The following is a 23,443-nucleotide window of genomic DNA, read 5'->3' as shown; positions in this document are numbered from 1 at the left end:
CAAGAAGGAAACTCCACACTTGAGGAGCAAAATTAACAGTATTAAACGTTGCTGCCAGTTCCTTATTTTATACAGCTCACTTCCCTTAAAAAATTATAATTCGAGTAACTGGGAGAGATCTATCCATGGGTAATGATGATGAAAAGGATAACAACGAGAAAGAAACAAAAAGTGATACGAAAGCCGAAGATCTAGAAACTAAAATCCAGGACCTGGGGAATAGAATTAAAGAACTTGAACAGAAACTTGAAGAAAAAGAAAACAGAGCTACAGATTATGAACATCCCAGCTTTGTAGAAGATATCGTGGGATCAATTCCGGGCTTCGGGAAGATTGTAAAGATCCTTGAGAATAGTTCCCCGGAATTCAGGCAGAGAATTGCTGAAACAGATATGGAAATAAAGCACAGGCTTGAAACCGGCTGGAGCAGCAAACCAGTAGTGAGCTATGGATTGTCCATAAGACCTATGCCTTCCAGAAATGAATCTTCTAAAAGTCCAGGTAGAGCTTCAAAATATATAAAAAATGTAACAGTCGAAGCTCCAGAAACATCCGGACCGATTTTTGACGTATTTGAAAAACAGGATTCTGTTTATGTAATAGCTCAAATTCCTGATGTAGAAGAGAAGGACATAAACATAGAAATTCAAGGCGATACGCTGGATATTTCTGCCGGCATCTATAGTAAGAAAATATCGTTGCCATGTAAATCGGGGTCCATCGAAGAGAAAAGCTACAAAAACGGGGTACTTCAGCTTAAGATAAAAAGGGAAAACAATGACAATCACAATTGATGAAGATAATTTAAAGAAGGGATTATTAGGCCTTGTTGTAGCTCTTGTTGAGATTATTCAGGACTTACTCGAAAAACAGGCATTATTGAGAATAGAAAATGAATCTTTGAGCGATGAAGAGATTGAAAGGCTAGGAGAGGCTCTTTCAGACTTGCATGAAGCGCTTGAGAGAATAAAAGAGGATAACGCACTTGAGAATTGTGTTGCTTCTGTGCGGGAAGGACTTGATCAAGTTGTAGATGATGTAGTCGACAAATTCTTAAACCCAAGATGGTGGGCTGAAGAAGTAAAAAATGGTGAACTACGCGACGACGAACATACTTTACCTATACTTGATTCTCAATACAGCCACTGAGGAATGATAAAAATATAACTTCAAATTTTCAGCTTGGAAACTAATCTATAGTTCCATTTCCCTAAATAATCATTTTTGGCAACAAAAATCTTTGATATTATATTTGAATCATTCCTAAAAGGACCTGAAGCCTATTGGAACTAACTCAATTTGGACCTGCATGACGACTTGAGGATGGTAAAAGCTGATAATGCATTTGAATTTGTGTTTATTCTGTGCGGGACGGACTTGATAAGGTAGTAGACGAGGTAATTGTAAAATTATTAAATCCAATAGGGTGGATTGAGGAAGCCGATTAAAATGAACGAAACAGAACAGGAAAACTGTCTTTATGTTTACTCGATTCTCAATACAGCTACTGAACAGAACCTGGGGACGATTGGAATTGATGACAATCCTGTGTATACAATTGTCTATAAAGACATTGCTGCGGCTGTGCATTTTTTAGAAAAGAAACCCGAACCAGCAAAGGATGAACAGCAAGCAAAAGAATGGGTATTCACTCATAACTATGCAATCGATAAGATGACTGAAAAATTTGGTACTTTGCTTCCATTTTCGTTTGGATGTGTCGCACTCGGGAATGACGAAACCATAAAATCCTGGCTGCAGAAAAATTATGAACCCTTTAAAAGTGAACTTGAGAAATTAAGTGATACTGCAGAGTATTTAGTCCAAATTTTTTATGATCCAAAAATTCTTGCTGAAAAGGTCCTCAAAGACAGCCCTGAACTTCAAGAATTGAATACAAAGATTCAAGGAATGTCAAAAGGAAAAGGCTACATCCTTCAGAAGCAGTTTGATGTTCGACGAGATCAGGCAATAACAAAGGAACTTTCAAAACTTGGAGCCGAATTTGGAAGAGCTATCCATGAGAATGTAAAAGAGACAATTCCTGAAGAAAAAAAATCCAATGTTCCAGAGAAATTCAAAGGTCAAAAATCTGTGATTACACTTTCCTGTCTCGTCTCTAATGAAAATGTTGCAAATCTGGGGCAAGTTCTTGAACAAATAAACGAACATGAAGGTTTTGCAGTCAGGTTTACAGGACCCTGGGCACCTTATAGCTTTATTGATCTCAAAAAGGATTTTGAACATACATGATGCCGGAACGTGGAGAAGACTCCTTAGTGGAACTTCTTGATAGGTTACTTAACAAAGGACTCGTTTTAAACGCCGATGTTCTGATCACAGTTGCAGGTGTACCCCTGATAGGCTTGAGTCTCAGACTATTAGCTGCTGGAATTGAAACAATGCTTGAATACGGCATATTTGAGCAGTTTGACCAGAGTACAAGAGCCTGGGCACTTGAACACAGAGTGACTTCGCCAACTCTTATGGCGGAAGAAGAAACGAAAATGAATTTTTTTGGTTCCTATTCTAAGGATCAGGGGAAAGCCTGGAATTATGGTTACATGTATTTGACAAATCGCAGAATTTTTGGCTGGCACAAGGCCTTTAATAAAATATTGTACGAAATCGCACTGAAAGATATAATGGAAGTCGTTCTAGTCACAAAAGTTCACGAGGAAAAAGAAAGGAAAGAATTGTGTATCAAGATTAACAATAACAGTGTTCTCTGGATACATTCTCTAAATATAGAAGATGTTCACGACGCACTTATAAGCAAAATTTATAGCGAATAAATTGGATGAATAATCGAAATGGTCTGGATTAGAAAACCATTTCGATTTAAAAATTAATAAAAATAATATTATATAGCCATAATTAAATGATAAATTTTCAAAGTTTGTAAAAATATTAACAAATTTAAAAAATTCATGGGATAAAAGATTATATATAGGATAGGTCAAATATATTTAAAGGAGTAGTATGCAACTTCAGGAACCTTCTTGTGACTTCCCGATAATCTAGATTGTAATATTGACCAATATTTGGAATTATAATTGAATAAGAAAAATTTAGACCGAATCAAGTAATTAGTCTGAATAAGTATGTAAATATATTAAGTGCATGAATAACAGATATTAAAAAATGATGACTGAGAAAAAATTTAAGAAAATATATTTAAAATGTATGGGATCATGTGATCAGGCAGTTTATTAATTTTTCTGTAAAATCACAAATCTCAAGGATTCCCTGGAAAAAAACATCACTTTTAAAGAATTTATATATTATACAGTATAAAAAACGGTACTTTAAATTTACAGCAATTTCACTGCGCTACCCAGAACTGTATATAAAAATAAAATATTGAAGTCGCTCTAAACATCCAAAAACCAGATGAGTAGGGTATTTACTTACAAAAAATATTGCATCGACACAGAATCGTTCAAAAAATAAAAAAATAAAAAAAGTAATGCCGAACTTTGAATTGTATCAGGAAAACAGAAACTTGAACCCCATCTATACACCAAAAAACATATGTTTCTGTCAAATTCGGGATGAAAAGTCGGTGTAATGGAAAATATGAAATTATCAGACCCGAGAATAATTTGACAATTAAATTACAGTATCGTATATGACAATTTTGGCATCGACTAAGGTGAAGCAATGGATCCTGAAAATGAGAAACATATAACTCAAGCCCGAGAATCGGATTCCCAAAATGTTTACATTGAAGACATATTAAAGAAGCATCTGAATGTTGCAGTACTTTCTACGATCAGGAATAATTCGATGTCTGGGCAAGATATTGCAAAGGAACTTTTTTTTAAACATCGTGTTTACATATCCCCTAGTGCAATATATTCTATATTGTATGCATTGAAAGATCAGAATTTGCTTGAAATCGATACTGTAAAAGGTGACCTGAGAACAAAATATTATGTTCCCACAGAAATAGGGAGACAGATAATCGATATAAGGTTAAGAGAATTTAAAGAAGCTCTTGAGTATTTTATAATTTGCATAGATAAATAGGCTGTCTTAAAGTTCAAATAACTATTACAGTTGGATAATGAAGCTCAGTTTTCAGGGGAGTTATAACCTTCTAAATTGGTTTTAAAGATTCGACAAAATGGAAATATAATTTGTAATTCGGTGTGATCTATGTAAAAGATTCCTGTAAAACAACTTAGGAAATGTCACAAAATAAAGTATGCCCAGGTTTCTATTGAATTCCTTAGTTTTCAAGATTATTATCATCAATTCAAAACCAATTCTATTAAAAATTTGACTAATATGTCTTCTAACAGTTACTGATATAGCGTGGGAACATGAGAAAGCTTGTATATGTAAGAATTGTCCATACCTCTGCAGATATGGGTTCTTTAGGTAAAGAACTAACACAGGTAGCTATTTCTAAACTCGGCAGGGAAAAATGGGAAAATAATCAGAGGCTTATCGAAAAATTCTGGGATGAACTTGAAAAGGAAATTTTTGGGCTCAATCTTAATCTTGAGAATACTAGAATTTATCAGGACGGCTTGCCATGTGAAGGTGAAATGGGAATTAAAATTATTCACAATACAGCAGAGCTAGGAAGTAAAAATTATCAGATTATTGAAAAAATGGTGGCAAATGGAGCCAGGATCGTTGCTACTGAAAATCCTGAGCTTCTAATTGAAGAGCGTAATTTGTTGCTTGATATGTTAAAAGTATCTTCCACCTCCGAAAAGGAAGAGGCAAAAAAGAGATATATTGCTAAAAAAGATTTTTTGCTTGAACAAAGGGATGCATACATAGCTTCAAGGATAAACAAAACTCTGGAGAACGAAGAAACTGGAATTTTGTTCATCGGAGCTGAACACAACGTGATTCCAAAATTGGCTGATGACATAGAAGTTTTTGATTTGGTAAAGCATTGAAATACCTTGCTGGTCTGTAAAAATAGAGCTTTTTTCGGATTTCTGATCCCGAAATCCGGCCAGGACCCGTACTTCCTCTTCTAGTTTTGTTCTTAGATATTATTATATAAATACAACCCATAATTTATTCTGTCAAACGATATTATTGCTAACGATAGTTGTTTTTAAGCTTTAGGGGGAGTTGAAATGACTACGGGAGTAAGGAATCTTGAAAACAGTATAGACTTAACCAATGTATGGCTCAGAGATATTCTGACCCAGTTGAAATGGCAGAGCAAGGATAGTGCATATCAGGCATTGAGGGGTACATTGCACGCTATCCGGGACAGGCTTCCGGTAGAAGAAGCAGTTGATCTTGCTTCACAGTTGCCACTTATAATTAAAGGAATATATTATGACGGTTGGACTCTCAGGGATAAGCCCGAGAAATTCAAAAAAGAGGAGTTTGCAAGAAGGGTGCACGCACAGTTTGAGTTCGCTGAAAATGTAAATCCGTCTGAAGTTATTCGAGCTGTCCTCTGGGTCATGTACAGGCACATGGGAGAAGGCGAACTTCGGGATGTAAAATTCAATATGCCAAAAGAGATTCAGGAGTGGTTTCCGGAAGAAATAGCGCCGAAAGGATGAATACGCGTAAATTTAAACTGAAATTATTCTCGGAGTCCTTTTACCTTTTTATCTATTTCGGGGTTCTCTTCTTCCATCTTTTTCATGAAAAGATGCTTTTTTAGATTCTTATAAAAATTACTCTACTTTTGTTTTCTCAAAATTTAAAGCATATGGTTTTTTATGCACCACTATTGCTGCATCTTCATATAAGAATCAGTCATGAGTATTCATTTATTTTTATTATAATTATTAATATTTATCCATATAGTTTCGATATATTAATATATTATAAAAGGGGAAACTCATTTCCTAGCCATACGAAAGATTAATATAGAAACACAAGGCAATAAATTGCTGGTGATATGATATAGGGCTATTAGACGGATGATATACAGAGAACAAGATGATACAGTCTCGTATATCATATAATAAGATAATACGACCTCGCATGTCGCTGACCGCCTATTATTAAAGCCCGAATAGAAAAATTAAGGAGCTTATTGAATGCGAAACAAAATAAACGGGTTATTTGTTAGTTTTTTAGTACTATTTATTTTGGTCGTTGCTTTTCCGGCTATAGTGCTGGCGGACCAGCAGGCAGACCCTACAGGAGCTGATACGGATTATTCCAGCTATGTAGCGTCGAGCACCGGAGGTGCACCTTCTTTAGCAGACGTTACCAGTGCTGTAGGACATAACAGTGTAGCCATAAATATAATGTGGACACTGCTAGCGGGTTTCCTGGTTATGTTCATGCAGGCCGGGTTTGCGATGGTCGAAACCGGGTTCGTTCGTGTAAAGAATGTCGCACATACAATGGCTATGAACTTCTTTGTGTACCCACTGGGTATGCTAGGGTTCTTCCTCACGGGCTTTGCCATCATGTTCGGAGGTGTCGGTCCGCTGGCCACTCTAGGAGGCTATACCGGACTTAACCATGAGTTTTATATTACCCTTTTAGGGCATCAGTTCGGGCTCTTTGGAATGACTGGATTTGGGCTGATAGGCACTTATGATGTTGGTGTATTCGCCTTATTCTTATTCCAGATGGTCTTCATGGATACTACCGCAACGATTCCTACCGGAGCGCTTGCGGAACGATGGAAATTCCTGGCATTCTGTTTCATGGGATTTGCTATTGGTGCCTTTATATACCCACTCTTCGGCAACTGGGTGTGGGGCGGAGGTTGGCTGTCCCAGCTTGGAGTTAATTTTGGCCTGGGTAACGGCCATGTGGATTTCGCCGGCTCGTCGGTAGTGCATATGACCGGAGGAGTTATCGGTCTGGTAGGCGCATGGCTAATCGGACCGCGTATAGGCAAGTATAACAAAGACGGTTCAGTTAATGCAATACCCGGTCACAGTATCCCTATGGCCATAATCGGCACTTTCATCCTTGCTTTCGGCTGGTTCGGATTCAATGCGGGCTCAACCATGGCAGGTGAAGACCTGAGACTAGCTGTTGTAGCCACAAACACTATGCTGGCTTCAGCTACCGGTGCTGTCGCAGCTACGGCATGGATGTGGGCCGTGCGCACGAAAAAGCCAGATCCTGGAATGGCATGTAACGGTATGCTGGCAGGACTTGTCGCTATCACTGCACCCTGTGCATTCGTCAATCAGATCAGCGCTGCGGTCATTGGCCTTGTTTCGGGCATTCTTGTAGTCGAATCAGTCTTCTTCGTTGAAAGAAAGTTAAAACTAGATGATCCGGTTGGTGCTGTCTCTGTACACATGGTCAACGGCGCATGGGGCTGTCTAGCTCTAGGTCTGTTCGCAGATGGCAGCTATGGCGCTGGATTGAATGGAGTGCCTACCGCAGTTACTGGTTTGTTATATGGCCAGCCCCTGCAGTTTGTGGCAGAACTTATAGGCGTGGCTACAAACTTCATCGTAGTTGGTGGACTGGCGTTTGTCATCTACAAGTTGATCAATCTGATCACGCCGATGCGTGTGAGTACCGAAGTTGAGATAGGAGGGCTTGACGTGCCCGAAGTAGGCTGCCCTGGCTATGTTGGGGACATCCCTGAGACTGGAATGAATAAAAGCCCTGAACCGAGTCAAATTCGTGGCCAAATAGCGTTAGCGACCGAGACTAAAAAGGGGAAGGCTATATGAAGAAAATAGAAGCGATCATCAGGCCCACAAAACTTGAAGAAGTAAAAGCCTCGCTTGAAAATGCCGGTTTCAATAGCCTCACAATTGTTGACGTAAAAGGCCGCGGCCAACAAAAAGGTATTATCCAGCAATGGAGAGGCCAGGAATATCGGGTTGATGCCCTACCAAAGATAAAGATCGAGCTGGTAGTAAACGATGAAGACGAGGATAAAGCTACCGATGTTATTGTTAGTTCCACCAGAACCGGCAACATTGGAGATGGTAAAATCTTTGTCTTACCCGTAGAAAAGGTAATCAGGATAAGAACCGGTGAAAGAGATGGAAAGGCCATTTAAAGGCCTTTCCTATATAAATTTCCGGGTAAACGGACGCACTTATAAACTTCCTGTACACAGGTAAATTCAGGAAATAGAGTAACCAAGCAAATATACAGGTAAACTCAGGAAATAGAGTAACCAAGCAAAAGGACTCAGTACCAAAATCCAGTGATAAACGTGAAATTGAAAATCACTAGATTTTGTAATTGGTTATAATCCATTAAATACGTCCTCTCGATGGAAGTCTTTCGATATCAAATATTGAGTTTGATTGAAGAACGAATTCTTCCTGCAAGTTCATGATTTCAATCGAAAAATACAAAAATCACTAGATTTTGGACCAGAGTCAGCAAAAGTACTCAAAGATAAATATCAACCATCTACTAATGCAATGATCTACTAATGCAAGGCCAAGAAATAGCCCTGAGAGAATTTTTGTTCATTTTCAGTCTTTAGGACTGTACGTAATTAATCTTGCTGAGTTCATTATTACTGGAATTGACGAGAGTTCGTGTAGTAATGCTCCTGTAACGGGTGTAAGTATGCCCGGTATAGTCAATATAACTGCCATTGAGAGAACGCTAAGCGAGAATACAACATTTTGCCAGATAGTGCTTATCGCCTTCTTGGATACGCTTATAAGGTACGGAATTTTTAAAAGGTCATCGGATAATAGTCCAACTTCTGCTGTCTCTATTGCCACATCTGTTCCTGTAAGTCCCATAGCTATTCCTACATCAGCCGTGACAAGTGCCGGACCATCATTAACACCGTCGCCTACGAAGATGATTTTATGACCTTCAAGCTGTAGACGTTTCACAATTTCGACTTTTTCCTGGGGCATTACTTCGGCATATATTTCATTTATACCAAGGGTTTTAGCTGCCTGTTCCGCAACTACTTTGCTGTCACCTGTGATCATTATTGTCTTTATTCCGAGTCTATGAAGGTTCTCTATAGACTTTTTTGACTCCGGCCTTATTCTATCCTCAAATGTTAGCAACCCTGCGATCTCGTTATCAATGCCTATCATGACTACATTACGTCCCAATTGAGATTGTTTTTTAATGCTCTCTTCAGCTTCATGAGAGATTGATATATTAAATTCGGATGCTTGTTTCAGACGGCCTACAAAGATGTTTTTCCCTTTGGCTTTAACCTTTATGCCTGTTCCTGATAAGGATTCAAATGATTCTGGGTCCGGGATTAATAACCCCTTCTCTTCCGCAGCTTTGACAACAGCTTTTCCAAGCGGATGCTCACTGAACTTCTCTGCGATTGCAGCCAATAACAATAAGTCATCAGCTAATAAGTCTTCATCTTTATTTTTGTTCAATGCTATGACGCTGGCAAGTTTTGGTTTACCGTGAGTAAGTGTCCCTGTCTTATCAAAAATAACGGTATCTATCCTGGCCATAGATTCTATCGTTGCTCCTTTTTTAATGAGATTGCCTCTTAACGCCGCGTTACCAACCGAAGCCACAAGCGCTGTGGGTGTAGCGAGTACCATCACGCATGGACAAAATACTATTAGCATAGTAATTGCTCGTGTCAGGTCCCCACTCCACCACCATAGCAAGCCGCCTAAGATAATTGCAGTAGGCGTGTAAAATTTAGCATGATTGTTCAAGAGCCTCTCTATCTTTGGCTTCTGAATCTGCGCGTCCTCAATCAAGCGATGTATTTGTCCGATGGTTGTTTCATTTCCAACTTTAGTGGCCAGCACTTCCATTGCACCTACTTCATTAAGAGTGCCTGCAAAAACGTCATCTCCTTCCTGTTTATCAACTGGCAGACTCTCTCCGGTAATAGCAGCCTGATTTACTGAAGCAGTGCCTGAAAGAACAGTTCCGTCAACAGCAATACGTTCTCCAGACTTGACCAGGATCGTGTCCCCTACCTTAACTTCCTCAAGAGACACTACAATATCGTGTCCATCACGCCTGACTGTGACTCTATCAGGCAACAGTTTTGCCAGGGATTCTAGTGCCTTTCCTGCTCTTGCAGAGACAAGCTCCTCCAGCATACCCCCCAGAAGCAAAAGTACGGCTACGACTGCAGCGGCTGAATACTGCCCGATAGCAATAGCAGCAATTGTTGCGATAGTAACCGGGATATCAGCAGTAAAGTCTTTTTCTTTAATCCCCTGGTAGGCAGACCACCATATAAACGATGATCCAACCAGTGCAGATAATAGATATAACCAGTTACCTTCGCTCGTAATATTTCCTTCTGACAGCATGTTTTGTGGATAAGCAAGTATTGCTATTATAAGCAAAACCCCGCTTGCCACAGTAAATAATGTTCCGGGGTCAAGTAAAAAATCCTGATAACGAGTTGCCAGGTTACGGATGCTGCTCCAAAAGCTTCCAGTATGACTGTAAGTGTTGTCCGTCATATTATCTACCCAAATAAAATCAAAATTTTAGATGTTAAAACATATAAATATTAATAACATAAAGCTATTATGATTTAATACTAAATAATAAAATTAGATTTAATTGTAAGAAACTAAAATTGCGTTGGCGAGAATATATCCAAAGCAGCTACGGGAACTCGACTGAAACAACAACTTTAGCCCCAGGCAACGGTTCATATCAAAATTGAAAAACTGAAATCAATCCGATAAATACATACATCCACATTATAATTTTATAATAATAGTAAATTATGCCCATATCTATCAAAACTTTCTCCCGCTGTTTCTTTCTCAAAAGGATTATATCATATAAATCCTAACTATGTTAAACTCTTCATTATTACAAATTCAAACAATTGTGTTAAGCCCGAACAGATAGATATTGAGGTTTTTAATATGACAGAAAAACTCGGAATTCTGGCCATAGGCCACGGGAGCAAGCTGCCTTACAATAAAGAAGTAGTCACTAAGATCGCAGACTATATTGCACGTAAACACTCTGATGTTGTTGTAAGAGCCGGCTTTATGGAAAACAGTGAGCCAACCCTTGAAGAGGCAATTGAAGGCTTTGCAGGTACTGGCGTGACAAAAATTGCAGCAGTACCGGTTTTCCTGGCATCTGGAGTTCATATCACAAAGGACATCCCGGAGATACTGAGCCTGGACAAAAATGGCTGCGGTACCCTGGAAATTGACGGAAAAACCATTCCTTTATGCTATGCAAACCCTCTCGGAGCCGATGAGCTTATCGCAGACCTTGTGTTCAAAAGGGTTCAGGAAGCCCTTTAAATTCACACCTGGGGTCCGGTTTTATCATGGACCTGTACCGAAAGAAGTTCGCCGTGCTCGACCTGACCCACGGCGGCATTCCTATCGCAAAAAGCCTTGCAGCCGCTGGAAATGAAGTAAGCGGAATAGACGTATACGGGACAGTCAAGCCTGAAACACTGCTTGAACTTGAGGAGAAGTACGGGATACACTGCTCAAAAAATCCTCTTCCTGCCTCAGGATTCGACATCATTGTAGCGCCTGTGCATCTTGATCCTGCCTATCCGATGCTTGTAGAAGCCAGGGCACAGAAAAAAGACATCCTTTCGCACCACGAAATTGTCGGAGAAATACTTAAAAACGATTCAAGGCTTTCAGGCATAAAAACGGTCGAGGTTACCGGCGTAAAAGCAAAAACAAGTACCTCCTCCCTCCTGGCCGATATGCTCTCCAGGCATTTTGAAGTAGTGCTGCACACTTCACGTGGGCTCGAATACTGGAAAGCAGGTATTTCTTCTCTTATTTACAGGGGTCTGAGCATAACTCCAGGAAGCATTCTGGTTGCAGTTGAGAAAGTTTTTGAAGCCGGACTCAGGCCGGATTTTTTTATCTTTGAGATCTCAATAGGAGGCACAGGCACTGCTGACCTGGGGATTCTTACAACCCTTTCTCCGGACTACGGAATTGCAAACAATACAGCCCTTGCAAGCGAGGCAAAACTCCAGCTTGTAAAGCTCGCAAAAGCCGGGAGTATCCTTCTAATCAATTCCGGGGCCAAAAAAGCCCTTAAAGCTGCAAAAACAGACAAAATAAAAGTATTAACCTTCAAAGACCCTTTCAGTGGCCAGCTTTCCGGAACTTCAGACCAAACAGCCGATTTTGTGCTAGAAACCGGGTCCGGGACTTCAGTCCTATCAGTACCCCCAGAGTTAGTAATGTCTTCAGACTTACCAGGACCAGACGATCTATCAAGATCATCAAGGTCAACCGGTCTATCAAATTCATCAATCGGCCTATTAGATTCATCAAGGTCAACTGGTCTATCAAGTCCATCAATGTCAGCAGGCTCAACCGAGCTACAGGCTTTGCCTACATTTTCAGGCTCTGGCATTCGATTCATGCACAGGGGAAAGGAAATTTTGTCAGCTTCCCTGCGTCCAGGATATAATATTTCAGCTTACAGAACTGCCTTTGTCGCAGCGTCGGCAGCCGCCCTCGAACTTGGAATTGAACCTGAAGCTATTATTTCGGCAATTGAAGGATTCAGAGGGCTTTCAGGCAGGATGCAGGAAAAAGAAATGAATGGTATTTCCCTAATAGACAATTCCAATTCAGGCATGGATATTCTCTCAGCCGAAAAAGCCCTTGATTATGCCCTCCTTAAGAGAAAGGACGAAAAAAAGAAAGGCATCATCCTTGTGTTGGGAGAAGAAGCCTCTCAGGTCTGTGAAGGACTACCTCCAGAACTCGTACAGGGCTTTGTAGAAAAGTTTGGTACAAAGTGTAAGCAGGTTATCCTGGTAGGAGAACGGATGAAGACAGTAAATGGGAAAAATATTTCTTATGCACAGGGTCTTCCGGAAGGTCTTTCAAAAGCCTCGGAATTTGCAGGAGGCGATGATATAATACTTTCTTCAGTGAAATGTTTCCGTTAAAGCTTCCGTTAAAAGCCGATTCTGGATACAGGCCAGAATAAGACTTCAGATGTTTGCCGAAATTTTTATGATAGAGTTTTATACAGGCTCTTCCAATCTGTATTCGTTTCCATTACTCGCGTTAATGTCAACTGATCGTGTTTCCCAATCCCATTGTGGTACAGGTGGTAGTTCGTATCCTGAGGATACAGGTAGTAGTTCATATCCTGAGGATACAGAAATTTTCAGGGAAATGCGTTCTATCATTCTCATCAATATCCCTATTATTTAAGCAAGAGGATTCGCCATGGCTGAAAAAGAGATTTCAATCATTCATCCCCGCCCAAGTTCCATAGTTGCGGCTCTTTACACTCTGAGAGACTTAAATGTTGATGTCGCTATACTGCATGGGCCTCCCGGGTGTTCCTTTAAACACGCAAGGCTGCTCGAAGAAGACGGTATACATGTGGTTACCACAGGCCTTGATGAGAATAATTTCGTATTCGGAGGGCATGACAAACTTGTAGAACTGATAAACAAGTCAGTGGAACTTTTCAATCCTAAACTTATAGGTATTGTAGGAACCTGTCCCAGCATGATCATAGGAGAAGAAATGCATGACGCCGTGCTAGAGGCAAATCCTGATGTCCCTGTAATCGAAGTTGAGGTGCATGCAGGCTATCACAATAACACAAAAGGAGTACTCTTTGCCCTGGAATCCGCACTCGATGTAGGGATTATTGATCACAAAGAGTTCGAGCGTCAAAAATATCTCCTTGAAAAAGCGACCGAAGTGGAAAAACGGTTTGGAGCTGCAAGCAGGGAATACCTCGCTCCCTCCCGCGGGGATGTCAAATACAAAGCCGCACAGCGTGTAATTCAACTCCTCAAGGAAGGAAAGAAGGGCCTTGTCATCATGAATGCCAAAAAAGAAACCGGTTACATGTTTGCAGACATTACCCTTGCAGTCAATGAGGTTGCAGCAACTCTCGGGAAAAAAGAAAAACTTATCAATATGGCAAATATCGACCCAGAGCTCGGGCTTCCCAGAGTAAGGCAGCATGCCGAGTACATAATGAGAGACTTCAAAGCACACGGAGTTGAGGTGCATGAAATCATTGGCGGCATGGACGAGTACCCGGTTGCAGGCGAAAAGGTCAGCGAATTAATAAAGGAAAAATATAGTGACTTTGATTTTGCGATCATTACAGGTGTCCCGCACGCAATCCCTATGGAACACATAAAGCACATGGAGCTTATTTCGATTACTAACGGCCCTAGACAGGTCCTGCCCTTAAAAGAGATGGGGCATGAGTACGTGCTGGTTGAAATTGACCTCCACCCGAAAACGCTGGGAGTCAGTGAAATTGTGGAGTCAGAGTTTGGGGCTACCTTAAGGGAAGTTGCAAAGGAAGCCTGAATAGGAAGATCCAGGACAAAATCAGGAGGAAGATCCTTTGAAAAACCAGAAGATCATAGCGATCTACGGAAAAGGCGGCATAGGTAAATCAAGTACGGCCTCAAACATTGCCGCTGCCTGCGCCGAGGCAGGAAAGAAGGTTATGATTATAGGCTGCGATCCTAAAAGTGACTCATCAATCACCCTTCTAAGAGGCAGGAGAATTCCAACGATTCTCGACCTCCTGCGCGAGGGTGTGGACATAAAGAAAGAAGATGTGGTCTTTGAAGGGTATGCAGGCGTCAAATGCGTAGAAGCAGGCGGCCCGGAACCAGGTATAGGGTGTGCAGGGAGAGGAATCATTGTTGCCATCCAGAAATTGAAAAGCGTCTCAGGAAATCTCTTAAAAGAGCAGGATTTGATCATTTACGATGTACCAGGAGACATCGTCTGCGGAGGGTTTGTTGCCCCTATCAGGAAAGGGTTCGTAAATGAGATTTATGTACTGACCTCAGGAGAGTACATGCCTCTTTATGCAGCAAATAATATCTGCAAAGGCTTATCGAAGATAGGAATGCCGCTTAGCGGGGTAATCTGTAATTCAAGAAACGTGAGCAGGGAAGAGGAAATTGTTTCAAAGTTTTCGGAGGAGATCGGCAGCCAGCTTATGGCTTTTATCCCTAAGAGGCAGGTAGTCCAGGACTGTGAAAGGGAAGGTTACTCTGTAATGGAAAAGGCACCTGAATCCGATATTGCTCAGATCTATCGTGAACTTGGGAAAGCAATACTTGAAAACGAAAACAGAGTTACAGCCGATTCCCTGAGTGACGAGCGGTTGAGGGAATTGACAAAATGAATTAGAGTGGCAATAAGTTGAGTAAACACATCAGGGTGAATAAACACATCAGGGGTATCAAAAATGCTTAATGGCAAGCAATCCACAGCAGGGAATATTCCCAGGATTCTCATTTCCGCAGACCGTTCTTCCTCAGGCAAGACTACAATCTCCATGGGCCTGATGGCTGCTCTCGTTTCAAGGGGATACAAAGTCCAGCCTTTTAAGGTCGCTCTGGACTATATCGACCCGAGTTATCATACTGAAATAACTGGCAGGTTCTGCCGGAACCTTGACGGCTACCTTATGGATGAGAACGGGATTCTGGATGTCTATACCCATGCCTGCGATGCCGGCGAGAAAGCGGATATTGCAATTATTGAAGGGGTTCGCGGTCTTTACGAAGGTTTTGAAAGCTTAAGCGACCTTGGAAGCACTGCCCAGATTGCAAAGATCCTTAAATGTCCTGTGATCTTCGTAATCAATGCCCGGAGCATTACCCGTTCGAGTGCTGCCCTTATCAACGGATACAGGAACTTCGACCCTGATGTGGAAATTGCAGGAGTTATCCTTAATAACATAGGAAGCCGCCGTCATGCCGAAAAAGCAAAAGAGGCAATCGAACACTATACAGGCGTTCCGGTGATAGGAATTGTTCCAAGAGACCCTGCAATGCAGATTTCCATGCGCCATTTAGGGCTTATGCCAGCTCTCGAAGGCCGAAGACGACTTGGGGACGGGGGCTTTGAAGCTCGCCTTCACGGCATTGAAGAAATTATCAATAAAGGAATTGACGTAGACCGCTTTATGGAAATCGCAAAAAGCGCAAAACCCCTGAAAACCCCTGACAATAGCGTTTTTACTTCTGTCTCCGATCCCGGAGCACCCAGGCCAAAGATAGGGGTCGCCCTTGATGAGGCTTTTAACTTCTACTATCGCGATAACATAGATCTCCTGAATCTTGCAGGCGCAGAAATCGTTTACTTTAGCCCTGTTAAAGACCACTCACTTCCAGATGTTGACGGGCTCTATATAGGGGGAGGTTATCCCGAACTCTTTGCAGCCGAACTTGAAGCTAACGAGTCCATGCGCCAGGATATTAAAAAGGCGTCTGCTGCAGGTATGCCTATTTATGCCGAGTGCGGAGGGCTTATGTACCTTACGGAAAAAATAAGCACAGGCGTCCCCGGAAAAGGCACCTATCACGATGCATCAATGCCGGAATCTACATACTCAATGGTTGGGGCTCTGCCAGGGCATACTATAATGGGACAGACAAGAGTTGTCAGCTACAATATAGGAACCCTTAATCAGGACTGCCTTCTCGGGAAAAAAGGCAACAGCTTCAAGGGACACGAATTCCACCATTCTGAAATATGGGAAATTCCTGAAGATGCTGAATTTGCAATAACTCTGTCAAGAGGCACAGGCATAAAGAACGACATGGACGGGCTTATTTCTGGAAATACCCTGGGCTCGTATGCCCACCTGCACGGAGTTGCTTACAGGGAGCTTGCAAGCTCACTTGTAGAGGCTGCAAGAAATTTTAGGGAATCGCGGGTTCTTCCATAATTTATGAAGGCTAATTCCTTAGCGTATGCAAACCCTATTCTCTATTTCAGGTCAAAAAAGCAATATTATATTAATCGATTATAACAATTTAGATTACAACAGATTAGAGTACAACAAACATAACAAATTATTTTAATAATAACTTATTTTAATAATAACTTATTTTAATAATAAATTATTTTAATAACAAACTATTTTATGAGAACCTATATCAAGAGAAATTACGCTATAGCAAATTAAACTACAGCAAGCCATACTGGTAAAGAACTTATTTTCATTTCATTTTCTTCTCAGGTGAATCTATTGAAAACACAACTTAAAGGAGACCGGGTCCTTGCCGGAAAGGAAGCGGTAGCCGAACTTTATAAAACTGGTTACTTCGGGCGTCCTAAAGGCGAGGGGCTTGAACTCTCTCTTGTAGAAGCTGCTTTTCTCCTGTCCAGAGGAAAGCTCGAGATCGAACTCGAAGGCATACTGCTAGATTTCAGAGCCTTTTTCGAACAGGCTTCTTTGAGGCAGCCGAATTTTGAGCTGAAATACATAGTTTATAAGGACCTTAAAGAAAGAGGATATTATGTCCAGCCATCAGCTGCGGATTTCCGGGTGTATCCCAGAGGCAGCCACCCGGGTAAAAGTGCGGCAAACATTTTTGTTCATGTCCAGTCTGAAAGGCAGCTCCTTCCTGTAAAACTTCTTCAGGACTCAGTTACCTCGGCAGAGAACGTGCATAAGCAGTTTATCCTTGCTGTGGTGGATGAAGAAAGTGACCTTACTTTCTATGAGGTTAAAACCGCAGCTCCTGAAGGAGAAATGTCTGAGCTATATCCTGCCGTCAAAGCCGATGCCACTTTCCTGGAAGACAGGGTAATAGCCTGGGATGCTCAGGCTTCGGAAACTCTCTATAAAAGAGGCTTTTACGGGAAAATGCTGGACTCCGAAAGGCTTCAGCTTTCCCTTGTAGAATCCCTTTACCTCTTTTCAAGAGGCGTAATAACGGTTCGGGACAGGAAAGGTAAAGTGTTTTCGTTTGACGAGTTTGTCGAGAAAGCCTCGGAGATTGAGAGCTCTTTCCTGAGAAAGTACAGTGCATATAAAAATCTCAGGGATTCGGGACATGTGGTTAAAACCGGTTTTAAATTCGGGACGAATTTCAGGGTATACCGAAAGGTTGAGTCTATTGAAAAAATTCCGCACTCGGAATATCTTGTAAATGCCATTCCTGCGGATTTCGAATTCAGGCTTCCAGTTATGTCCGGAGCTGTCAGGCTCGCAAACAGCGTCAGGAAAACAATGCTTTTTGCGGTTGAGAAAGGAGAAGAAATCGAATACCTTGACATCAGCCGGACGAAGATGTAAATATTCGAGTGTTTATTTGAGTGTTCATTCGAGTGTTTATTYGAGTGTTYATTCGAGTGTTTATTCGAGTGTTTATTCGAGTGTTTATTCGAGTGTTTATTCGAGTGTTTATTCGAGTGTTTATTCGAGTGTTTATTCGAGTGTTTATTCGAGTGTTTATTCGAGTGTTAGTTCAGACTTGACCGGAAGGAGTTTCCCCGATCTTAACGGTTCTGAATTTTATGAAAAAACAGATTTTCAGCCGATGGTGAAGCATATGTGGGATATTATCGCAGTAGACATCTCTGGCAGGCACAGGATTAAAGGAGGGTATTATATGGTATGTGCGGCTGCAGCGCTTACGGTTTCGGCTAGCCATATTGAAAAAATAAAGCAGATCAAAATACTTCCGCTCTGGCAAAAAAGAGCTCCCAGCCTGCTGGACGTCGTACAGCTAATCGAAGACACGGCTGACCAGCTTTCCTTTGAGGGTACGATTGTGGCAGAAAAGGGGGATATGTATAATAAACCCAAATGGGTAACCGAAAGTATGTTTTCCAGGGCTTTTAAATATCAGGAATCAATTGCCGAGAGACAATCGATTGAACTCGTGCACCATATATCCCTGAGCGCCCGCAATTTACTGATAAAAGAACTTGAAATCGAGGCGTAAGAATTTCAACTGAACAGAAATCCAATAACGGATCCGACAACGGTAACAGGGTAATTCTCGTTAAAAGAACAATTCCCAATTCGGACCCTGAACGTGAAGAATACCTCTTACAGGAACTCCGAGAGCTTGCAAAGGCTGCAGGTTACCTGCCGGTCTGTGAGCTTAAGCAAACCAGGAATCCCGATTCAAAATACCAGCTTGGCCGGGGGAAAATAGAGGAACTTGCCGAACTTGCCAGAAGTACGGGTGCAGAGAAAGTCATTTTCTATAACAGGCTCTCTACAACCCAGCTCTTCAATATCTCGGAAATCTGCAGATGCCAGGTTATCGATAAATTCCAGCTCATCCTTGAGATATTTGCAAAAAGAGCAACTACCCACCGTTCAAAACTCCAGGTCGAACTGGCAAGATTGAGATATGAGGTGCCAAGGGCAAGAGCTGTTGTGTCTCTCCTTAAAAAGGAAGAAAGGGCAGGTTTCATGGGGCTTGGAGACTACGAGGACTCTTATGAACAGGACCTGAAGAAGAGGATAACAAGAATTCAGAATGAGCTTGAATCTGCAGAAAAGGATGACGAATCCCTGCGGGCCTTAAGGCACAGGAAAGGTTTTTCCTTAATTTCCCTTGCAGGATATACAAACGCCGGAAAAAGCACGCTTTTCAACGCAATTGTAAATGAAAGTGTTGAGGCAAAGAACATGCTTTTTACAACGCTTGTGCCCATGACCAGAGCTCTGGACCTCGGGGGGCGAAAAGCTCTTTTGACCGATACCGTGGGTTTTATAGAAGACCTTCCTCACTGGCTGGTTGATGCCTTCAAGTCCACCCTTGACGAGATTTTTCTCTCGGACCTTATACTCCTGGTCGTGGATGCAAGCGAAAAACCCGAAACGATCCTTCAGAAACTTTCGACATCTCACGATACTCTCTGGGACCGGATACAGGGAGTTCCTATTATTACCGTGCTTAATAAAGCCGATCTGGTTAATGAATCCGAACTTGAAGCGATTATGGATCATATAGGCTATATGGCCCCGAATCCGGTCTTTGTTTCTGCAAAAAAAGGCACAGGTATGGCTGCGCTAAAAGACGAGATAATAAAGCATCTGCCTCCCTGGTGTTTTTGCTCTCTTTCCCTTCCTAATTCGGAAAAAGGAATGTCAATCCTCTCATGGCTGTATGAAGAAGGAATTGTGCACAATGTTGAATTCGGAGAGCGAATCTTTCTGGATTATGAAGCAAGAACAGAAATAATTAGCCGGGCACATGCACTCCTTGAACCTCAGGAAGCTCAAAGAAGTGAGTGATTCTGCTTCGAGGTTCTAAAAAGCCTGCGTCTTTGATCAAACTTTTTCAAAAAAAGTTTGAGTCTGATATTTTTAAAAGACCTATTTTTAAAAGACCTGGTTTTTGATCATACTTTTTTTGAAAAAGTTTGGACCAAACCTCTCTAAGATTTGTGCCCGAGAATATGTATCACTCCCGGGCTTTTCAGAAGAGTATAAAGCTTTTTGAATTTTATAAAAACTACTGGAATATTGATATAACGTTTTCCAATATCTTTTTCTCAGGGAGTTTTTTGTATGACCTGAATATTGTTCGTATATTCACGAAAGATATTTATATCCAGAAGTTGTTTGTTTACATGCGAACGGGTGTTTACTGAAAATGTCAGACCCTCCTAATATCCTAAACTACACCCTTAAAACAAGATTTTTGCTATGTTTCGGCCCGTTCGCAATTCCTCCAGAATTTTTATCTCGTTTTTAAAACATGATTTGTTCGTAAGTAAACGAAAGTTCTTGTCGTAAGTAAACGAAATTTTCTGCCGTAAGTAAACGAAATTTCCTGCGGTCTGTAATAAACTCGGATGTCGATGGACTCCCGTTTCAAAATTTATATAAATCCATTCCTCATTTTCCTGTTAGCATGAAATTCGATCTGCATGTACATTCCGAGTATTCAAAAGATAGCAAATCAAGCCATGACGACATCCTTAAAACTGCACGTAAAAAAGGGCTTGACGGGATTGCTATCTGTGACCACGACAATGTGGAAGGCGGGCTTGCCTGTGAAAAAAGAGCCCTGGAACTTGGCCTTGGGCTTACGGTCATTCCCGGGGTTGAGGTTAGTTCTTCGAAGGGACATATCCTTGTTCTCGGAATCAGCCAGAATATCGAGCCTCATCTGAGTCCGGAAGAAACGATAGATAGAGCCAGGAAACTCGGAGGTACGGTTATTATCCCTCATCCCTTCAAGCGCAGTTCTCACGGGATAGGAAGTTTTGAAGGACTTGACGTTGATGCCATTGAGGTTTTCAATTCCCGCTGCCTTTTTAATAGAGCCAACCGAAAAGCTGCAACCGAGGCAAAGAGGCTTGGAATTCCGGGCGTTGCAGGAAGCGATTCTCATATCCCCGAAATGGTAGGCCAGGCATACACCACGATCAATGCCTCGGAAAATACCCTTGACTCCGTGCTGGAAGCAATCAGGGAAGGAAAAGTCGCCCCTGCGGGAAAAAATACGCCCACACCCATCATTCTTAAACAGATGTCAGGCAGTGCCAGGCGAAAAATTAAGAAAAAATTGTTTCGTAAAACTTAATTCCAGCATAATGAATGTTTTCAACAATTGAAGGGTTAAAACATATTGATTTTTTGGTTCAACCGTGTAAGTTCAATATTTACAAAATTAAATGAACTTTTTGCAGTTCATTGAATAGAACTAATTAGCTCATAGAAATATTTCGGTTCTTGAGTACGATAAAGATTGTACCATGAATCCACCGTTTTCAGCGAGAATACATCCAGTTTCTTCAACACACGAACAGTAAATTCCAGTGGAGCTGTTCCGGAAGCAGTAATCAGATTTCCGTCAGTTACAGCCGGTTCTTGTTTATAATACATTTCTCCTGCATAGTTTGGACACATCATTTTAAGAAATCCGAGATCATTGCTGGTGTGCCATCTATTATTCAGCATCCCTTTTTCAGCAAGTCCCATTGTAGCGCCGCAAATCGCCCCAACAACTACACCTTTCTGCAAACATTCTTCAGCCTTTTTTAAAATTGGGTCGTGAATCGGTTCTGTCCATGTATTTCCGCCAGGGAGGATCAGGGCTGCAGCATCTTCAATGATAAATTCTTCATGCCCGATATCAGGTATTATTTTTATGCCACCCATTGTAATTACAGGAGTATTATCTATGCCAACTGTGACTATTTTTAAAGGCTGCGACTCTTTTCTATAGAATCTTCCCGAGTTTAATTCGGCGCTTAAATAACCAATTTCCCAGTCAGCCATTGTGTCAAATACGTAAAGATATACTGTGCTTTTCATAATTGGTCCCACTGTCTTTAAAATGTCAAAGATATCTGATTTCATATTTTGATTTCATTTTATCCGGCATGTACTAATTTCATTTTATCCGGTATGTCCTATCTTCACATAAAATATCTCTATTCATAGAAAAGGCTCTGTGAGGTACTGTGTAATTGATGGGTTTTTACCTCCAGACAGACGTCATTGAATACTGAAAATTTAACACATACCCCGTAGACTACACAGTACCCATCAGAATACTTACTTTACGGAAACCAATGCGACACGTCTATAATAGCCCGAGAAATCTCAAATAACTTTTCATCTTCACCCAAATAATTCATAACTGGAATTAATGTGGTGATATTAGAAAGTAAGTTACTTCGAGTACCTTCTTTAAGAATTTGAATTACTCTTCTCCACAAAAAATAAAGCTTATTCACTGGAGAATTCCTCATAAGAGATAATATAAAACAAAGTGCCTTTGCTCTGTCAGAATCATCTTGAATATTTGAGGCTATTTCAAGGGCTTTTTGCATAAATTCTTCTTTTCTTTGGCCATCAAAATGAGGAACAAGAACAGAAAGGGCCTCTGCTCTGTCAGAATCATCTTGAATATTTGAGGCTATTTCAAGGGCTTTTTCCATCACTTCTTCTTTTCTTTGGCCATCAAAATGAGGAACAAGAACAGAAAGGGYARATGCTCGTKTAAAATCATCTTGAATATTTGAGGCTATTTCAAGGGCTTTTTCCATCACTTCTTCTTTTCTTTGGYCATCAAAATGAGGAACAARAACAGAAAGGACATGTGCTATGTAATAACCATCTTGAATATTTGAGGCTATTTCAAGGGCTTTTTCCATCACTTCTTCTTTTCTTTGGCCATCAAAATGAGGAGCAAGAGAATAAAGAGCAAATGCTCTGTCAGAATCATCTTGAATATTTGAGGCTATTTCAAGGGCTTTTTCCATCACTTCTTCTTTTCTTTGGCCATCAAAATGAGGAACAAGAACAGAAAGAGCAAATGCTCTGCCAGAATCATCTTGAATATTTGAGACTATTTTAAGGGCTTTTTGCATAAATTCTTCTTTTCTTTGGCCATCAAAATGAGAAAAAAGAACAGAAAGGGCAGATGCTTGTTTAAAATCATCTTGGATATTTGAGGCTATTTCAAGGGCTTTTTCCATCACTTCTTCTTTTCTTTGGCCATCAAAATGAGGAACAAGAACAGAAAGGACATGTGCTATGTAATAACCCTCTTGAATATTTGAGGTTATTTCAAGGGCTTTTTCCATCACTTCTTCTTTTCTTTGGCCATCAAAATGAGGAACAAAAACAGAAAGGGTAGATGCTCGTGTAAAATCACCTTGAATATTTGAGGCTATTTCAAGGGCTTTTTGCATAAATTCTTCTTTTCTTTGGCCATCAAAATGAGGAACAAGAACAGAAAGGGCCTCTGCTCTGTCAGAATCATCTTGAATATTTGAGGCTATTTCAAGGGCTTTTTGCATAAATTCTTCTTTTC

22 protein-coding genes are annotated in these 23,443 nt (G+C 41.0%); 18 read left to right on the top strand and 4 right to left on the bottom strand.

All coding sequences use genetic code 11. The features are described from left to right. Window positions 1-125 precede the first annotated feature (125 nt). The 9 genes from FXW07_RS04635 to FXW07_RS04595 all read left to right on the top strand — a co-directional run bounded on the left by FXW07_RS04635 (window position 126) and on the right by FXW07_RS04595 (window position 7,981). Complete coding sequence (locus FXW07_RS04635; RefSeq protein ID WP_229394434.1) at window positions 126-794, top strand: Hsp20/alpha crystallin family protein; 669 nt, start codon at window positions 126-128, stop codon at window positions 792-794. Next, a complete protein-coding gene (locus tag FXW07_RS04630) occupies window positions 778-1,149 on the top strand; it encodes a gas vesicle protein K (RefSeq protein ID WP_229394433.1) in 372 nt (123 codons plus the stop codon). Before FXW07_RS04635 ends, FXW07_RS04630 begins: the two co-directional genes overlap by 17 nt. 300 nt (window positions 1,150-1,449) lie before the next feature. Then, on the top strand, window positions 1,450-2,253 hold the full coding sequence (locus FXW07_RS04625; protein ID WP_229394432.1) for a GvpL/GvpF family gas vesicle protein: 804 nt from the start codon (window positions 1,450-1,452) through the stop codon (window positions 2,251-2,253). Between the two features lie 26 nt (window positions 2,254-2,279). Beyond that, window positions 2,280-2,795, top strand: a complete 516-nt coding sequence (locus FXW07_RS04620; protein ID WP_229394431.1) for a gas vesicle protein — start codon at window positions 2,280-2,282, stop codon at window positions 2,793-2,795. 868 nt (window positions 2,796-3,663) lie between these two features. Then, window positions 3,664-4,032, top strand: a complete 369-nt coding sequence (locus FXW07_RS04615) for a PadR family transcriptional regulator (RefSeq protein ID WP_229394430.1) — start codon at window positions 3,664-3,666, stop codon at window positions 4,030-4,032. A 296-nt stretch (window positions 4,033-4,328) separates the two neighbouring features. Beyond that, window positions 4,329-4,919, top strand: coding sequence for a hypothetical protein (locus FXW07_RS04610; RefSeq protein ID WP_229394429.1), 591 nt, complete (start codon window positions 4,329-4,331; stop codon window positions 4,917-4,919). Window positions 4,920-5,105: 186 nt separating this feature from the next. After that, the gene (locus FXW07_RS04605) at window positions 5,106-5,546 is read left to right on the top strand and encodes a DUF2267 domain-containing protein (protein WP_229394428.1); all 441 of its coding nucleotides are present in this window, start codon (window positions 5,106-5,108) and stop codon (window positions 5,544-5,546) included. Window positions 5,547-6,032: 486 nt separating this feature from the next. Beyond that, complete coding sequence (locus FXW07_RS04600) at window positions 6,033-7,646, top strand: ammonium transporter (protein ID WP_229394427.1); 1,614 nt, start codon at window positions 6,033-6,035, stop codon at window positions 7,644-7,646. Continuing rightward, window positions 7,643-7,981: a P-II family nitrogen regulator gene (locus tag FXW07_RS04595; RefSeq protein ID WP_048122641.1), complete on the top strand. Its 339-nt coding sequence runs from the start codon at window positions 7,643-7,645 to the stop codon at window positions 7,979-7,981. Before FXW07_RS04600 ends, FXW07_RS04595 begins: the two co-directional genes overlap by 4 nt. Before the next feature lie 427 nt (window positions 7,982-8,408). On the opposite strand, the gene FXW07_RS04590 is transcribed toward FXW07_RS04595, so the two are convergent. Continuing rightward, window positions 8,409-10,361: a cation-translocating P-type ATPase gene (locus tag FXW07_RS04590; protein ID WP_229394426.1), complete on the bottom strand. Its 1,953-nt coding sequence runs from the start codon at window positions 10,359-10,361 to the stop codon at window positions 8,409-8,411. 417 nt (window positions 10,362-10,778) lie between these two features. On the opposite strand from FXW07_RS04590, the gene cfbA reads away from it, so the two are divergent. Together cfbA and cfbE are read left to right on the top strand one after the other, a co-directional pair. Beyond that, entirely contained in the window at window positions 10,779-11,171 is a 393-nt protein-coding gene (gene cfbA, locus FXW07_RS04585; protein ID WP_048157631.1) for a sirohydrochlorin nickelochelatase, read from the top strand. Window positions 11,172-11,197: 26 nt separating this feature from the next. After that, a complete protein-coding gene (gene cfbE, locus FXW07_RS04580) occupies window positions 11,198-12,805 on the top strand; it encodes a coenzyme F430 synthase (RefSeq protein WP_229394425.1) in 1,608 nt (535 codons plus the stop codon). Window positions 12,806-12,883: 78 nt separating this feature from the next. Here cfbE and FXW07_RS04575 read toward each other — a convergent pair whose 3' ends face one another. Continuing rightward, a complete protein-coding gene (locus tag FXW07_RS04575; RefSeq protein ID WP_229394410.1) occupies window positions 12,884-13,057 on the bottom strand; it encodes a hypothetical protein in 174 nt (57 codons plus the stop codon). 34 nt (window positions 13,058-13,091) lie between these two features. Between FXW07_RS04575 and cfbD the strand changes: the two genes are divergently transcribed. The 7 genes from cfbD to FXW07_RS04540 all read left to right on the top strand — a co-directional run bounded on the left by cfbD (window position 13,092) and on the right by FXW07_RS04540 (window position 21,202). Further along, window positions 13,092-14,204 carry a Ni-sirohydrochlorin a,c-diamide reductive cyclase catalytic subunit gene (cfbD, locus tag FXW07_RS04570; RefSeq protein WP_229394401.1) on the top strand — a complete coding sequence of 371 codons (1,113 nt, stop codon included), beginning with the start codon at window positions 13,092-13,094 and terminating at the stop codon, window positions 14,202-14,204. Window positions 14,205-14,241: 37 nt separating this feature from the next. Further along, the gene (gene cfbC / locus FXW07_RS04565; RefSeq protein WP_229394391.1) at window positions 14,242-15,039 is read left to right on the top strand and encodes a Ni-sirohydrochlorin a,c-diamide reductive cyclase ATP-dependent reductase subunit; all 798 of its coding nucleotides are present in this window, start codon (window positions 14,242-14,244) and stop codon (window positions 15,037-15,039) included. Between the two features lie 63 nt (window positions 15,040-15,102). Then, window positions 15,103-16,590, top strand: coding sequence for a Ni-sirohydrochlorin a,c-diamide synthase (gene cfbB, locus FXW07_RS04560; RefSeq protein ID WP_229394388.1), 1,488 nt, complete (start codon window positions 15,103-15,105; stop codon window positions 16,588-16,590). A gap of 303 nt (window positions 16,591-16,893) precedes the next feature. Next, entirely contained in the window at window positions 16,894-17,946 is a 1,053-nt protein-coding gene (gene endA / locus FXW07_RS04555) for a tRNA-intron lyase (RefSeq protein WP_229394371.1), read from the top strand. A gap of 256 nt (window positions 17,947-18,202) precedes the next feature. Beyond that, window positions 18,203-18,598 (top strand): DUF2209 domain-containing protein, encoded by a 396-nt coding sequence (locus FXW07_RS04550; RefSeq protein WP_048124232.1) that lies wholly within the window; start codon window positions 18,203-18,205, stop codon window positions 18,596-18,598. 53 nt (window positions 18,599-18,651) lie between these two features. Next, a complete protein-coding gene (hflX, locus tag FXW07_RS04545) occupies window positions 18,652-19,905 on the top strand; it encodes a GTPase HflX (protein ID WP_229394458.1) in 1,254 nt (417 codons plus the stop codon). A 622-nt stretch (window positions 19,906-20,527) separates the two neighbouring features. Beyond that, window positions 20,528-21,202, top strand: a complete 675-nt coding sequence (locus tag FXW07_RS04540; protein ID WP_229394369.1) for a PHP domain-containing protein — start codon at window positions 20,528-20,530, stop codon at window positions 21,200-21,202. Window positions 21,203-21,309: 107 nt separating this feature from the next. Here FXW07_RS04540 and FXW07_RS04535 read toward each other — a convergent pair whose 3' ends face one another. Together FXW07_RS04535 and FXW07_RS04530 are read right to left on the bottom strand one after the other, a co-directional pair. Beyond that, window positions 21,310-21,936 (bottom strand): type 1 glutamine amidotransferase family protein, encoded by a 627-nt coding sequence (locus FXW07_RS04535; protein WP_229394359.1) that lies wholly within the window; start codon window positions 21,934-21,936, stop codon window positions 21,310-21,312. A gap of 248 nt (window positions 21,937-22,184) precedes the next feature. Further along, the coding region (locus tag FXW07_RS04530) for a hypothetical protein (RefSeq protein ID WP_229394358.1) at window positions 22,185-23,443 on the bottom strand (1,259 nt) is incomplete at its 5' end.

Origin of the sequence: Methanosarcina sp. DH1 (assembly GCF_020804205.1) — an archaeon.
Classification (GTDB): domain Archaea; phylum Halobacteriota; class Methanosarcinia; order Methanosarcinales; family Methanosarcinaceae; genus Methanosarcina; species Methanosarcina vacuolata.
The sequence above is the reverse complement of the archived record's forward strand: the minus strand, read 5'-3'. Positions and strand labels throughout refer to the sequence as shown.

Coding starts and splice junctions, on each gene's coding strand:
- FXW07_RS04635 (WP_229394434.1), top strand. CDS start 126: ATGGGTAATGATGATGAAAAGGATAACAACGAGAAAGAAACAAAAAGT.
- FXW07_RS04630 (WP_229394433.1), top strand. CDS start 778: ATGACAATCACAATTGATGAAGATAATTTAAAGAAGGGATTATTAGGC.
- FXW07_RS04625 (WP_229394432.1), top strand. CDS start 1,450: ATGAACGAAACAGAACAGGAAAACTGTCTTTATGTTTACTCGATTCTC.
- FXW07_RS04615 (WP_229394430.1), top strand. CDS start 3,664: ATGGATCCTGAAAATGAGAAACATATAACTCAAGCCCGAGAATCGGAT.
- FXW07_RS04610 (WP_229394429.1), top strand. CDS start 4,329: ATGAGAAAGCTTGTATATGTAAGAATTGTCCATACCTCTGCAGATATG.
- FXW07_RS04605 (WP_229394428.1), top strand. CDS start 5,106: ATGACTACGGGAGTAAGGAATCTTGAAAACAGTATAGACTTAACCAAT.
- FXW07_RS04600 (WP_229394427.1), top strand. CDS start 6,033: ATGCGAAACAAAATAAACGGGTTATTTGTTAGTTTTTTAGTACTATTT.
- FXW07_RS04595 (WP_048122641.1), top strand. CDS start 7,643: ATGAAGAAAATAGAAGCGATCATCAGGCCCACAAAACTTGAAGAAGTA.
- FXW07_RS04590 (WP_229394426.1), bottom strand. CDS start 10,361: ATGACGGACAACACTTACAGTCATACTGGAAGCTTTTGGAGCAGCATC.
- cfbA (WP_048157631.1), top strand. CDS start 10,779: ATGACAGAAAAACTCGGAATTCTGGCCATAGGCCACGGGAGCAAGCTG.
- cfbE (WP_229394425.1), top strand. CDS start 11,198: ATGGACCTGTACCGAAAGAAGTTCGCCGTGCTCGACCTGACCCACGGC.
- FXW07_RS04575 (WP_229394410.1), bottom strand. CDS start 13,057: ATGAGAATGATAGAACGCATTTCCCTGAAAATTTCTGTATCCTCAGGA.
- cfbD (WP_229394401.1), top strand. CDS start 13,092: ATGGCTGAAAAAGAGATTTCAATCATTCATCCCCGCCCAAGTTCCATA.
- cfbB (WP_229394388.1), top strand. CDS start 15,103: ATGCTTAATGGCAAGCAATCCACAGCAGGGAATATTCCCAGGATTCTC.
- FXW07_RS04550 (WP_048124232.1), top strand. CDS start 18,203: ATGTGGGATATTATCGCAGTAGACATCTCTGGCAGGCACAGGATTAAA.
- FXW07_RS04540 (WP_229394369.1), top strand. CDS start 20,528: ATGAAATTCGATCTGCATGTACATTCCGAGTATTCAAAAGATAGCAAA.
- FXW07_RS04535 (WP_229394359.1), bottom strand. CDS start 21,936: ATGAAAAGCACAGTATATCTTTACGTATTTGACACAATGGCTGACTGG.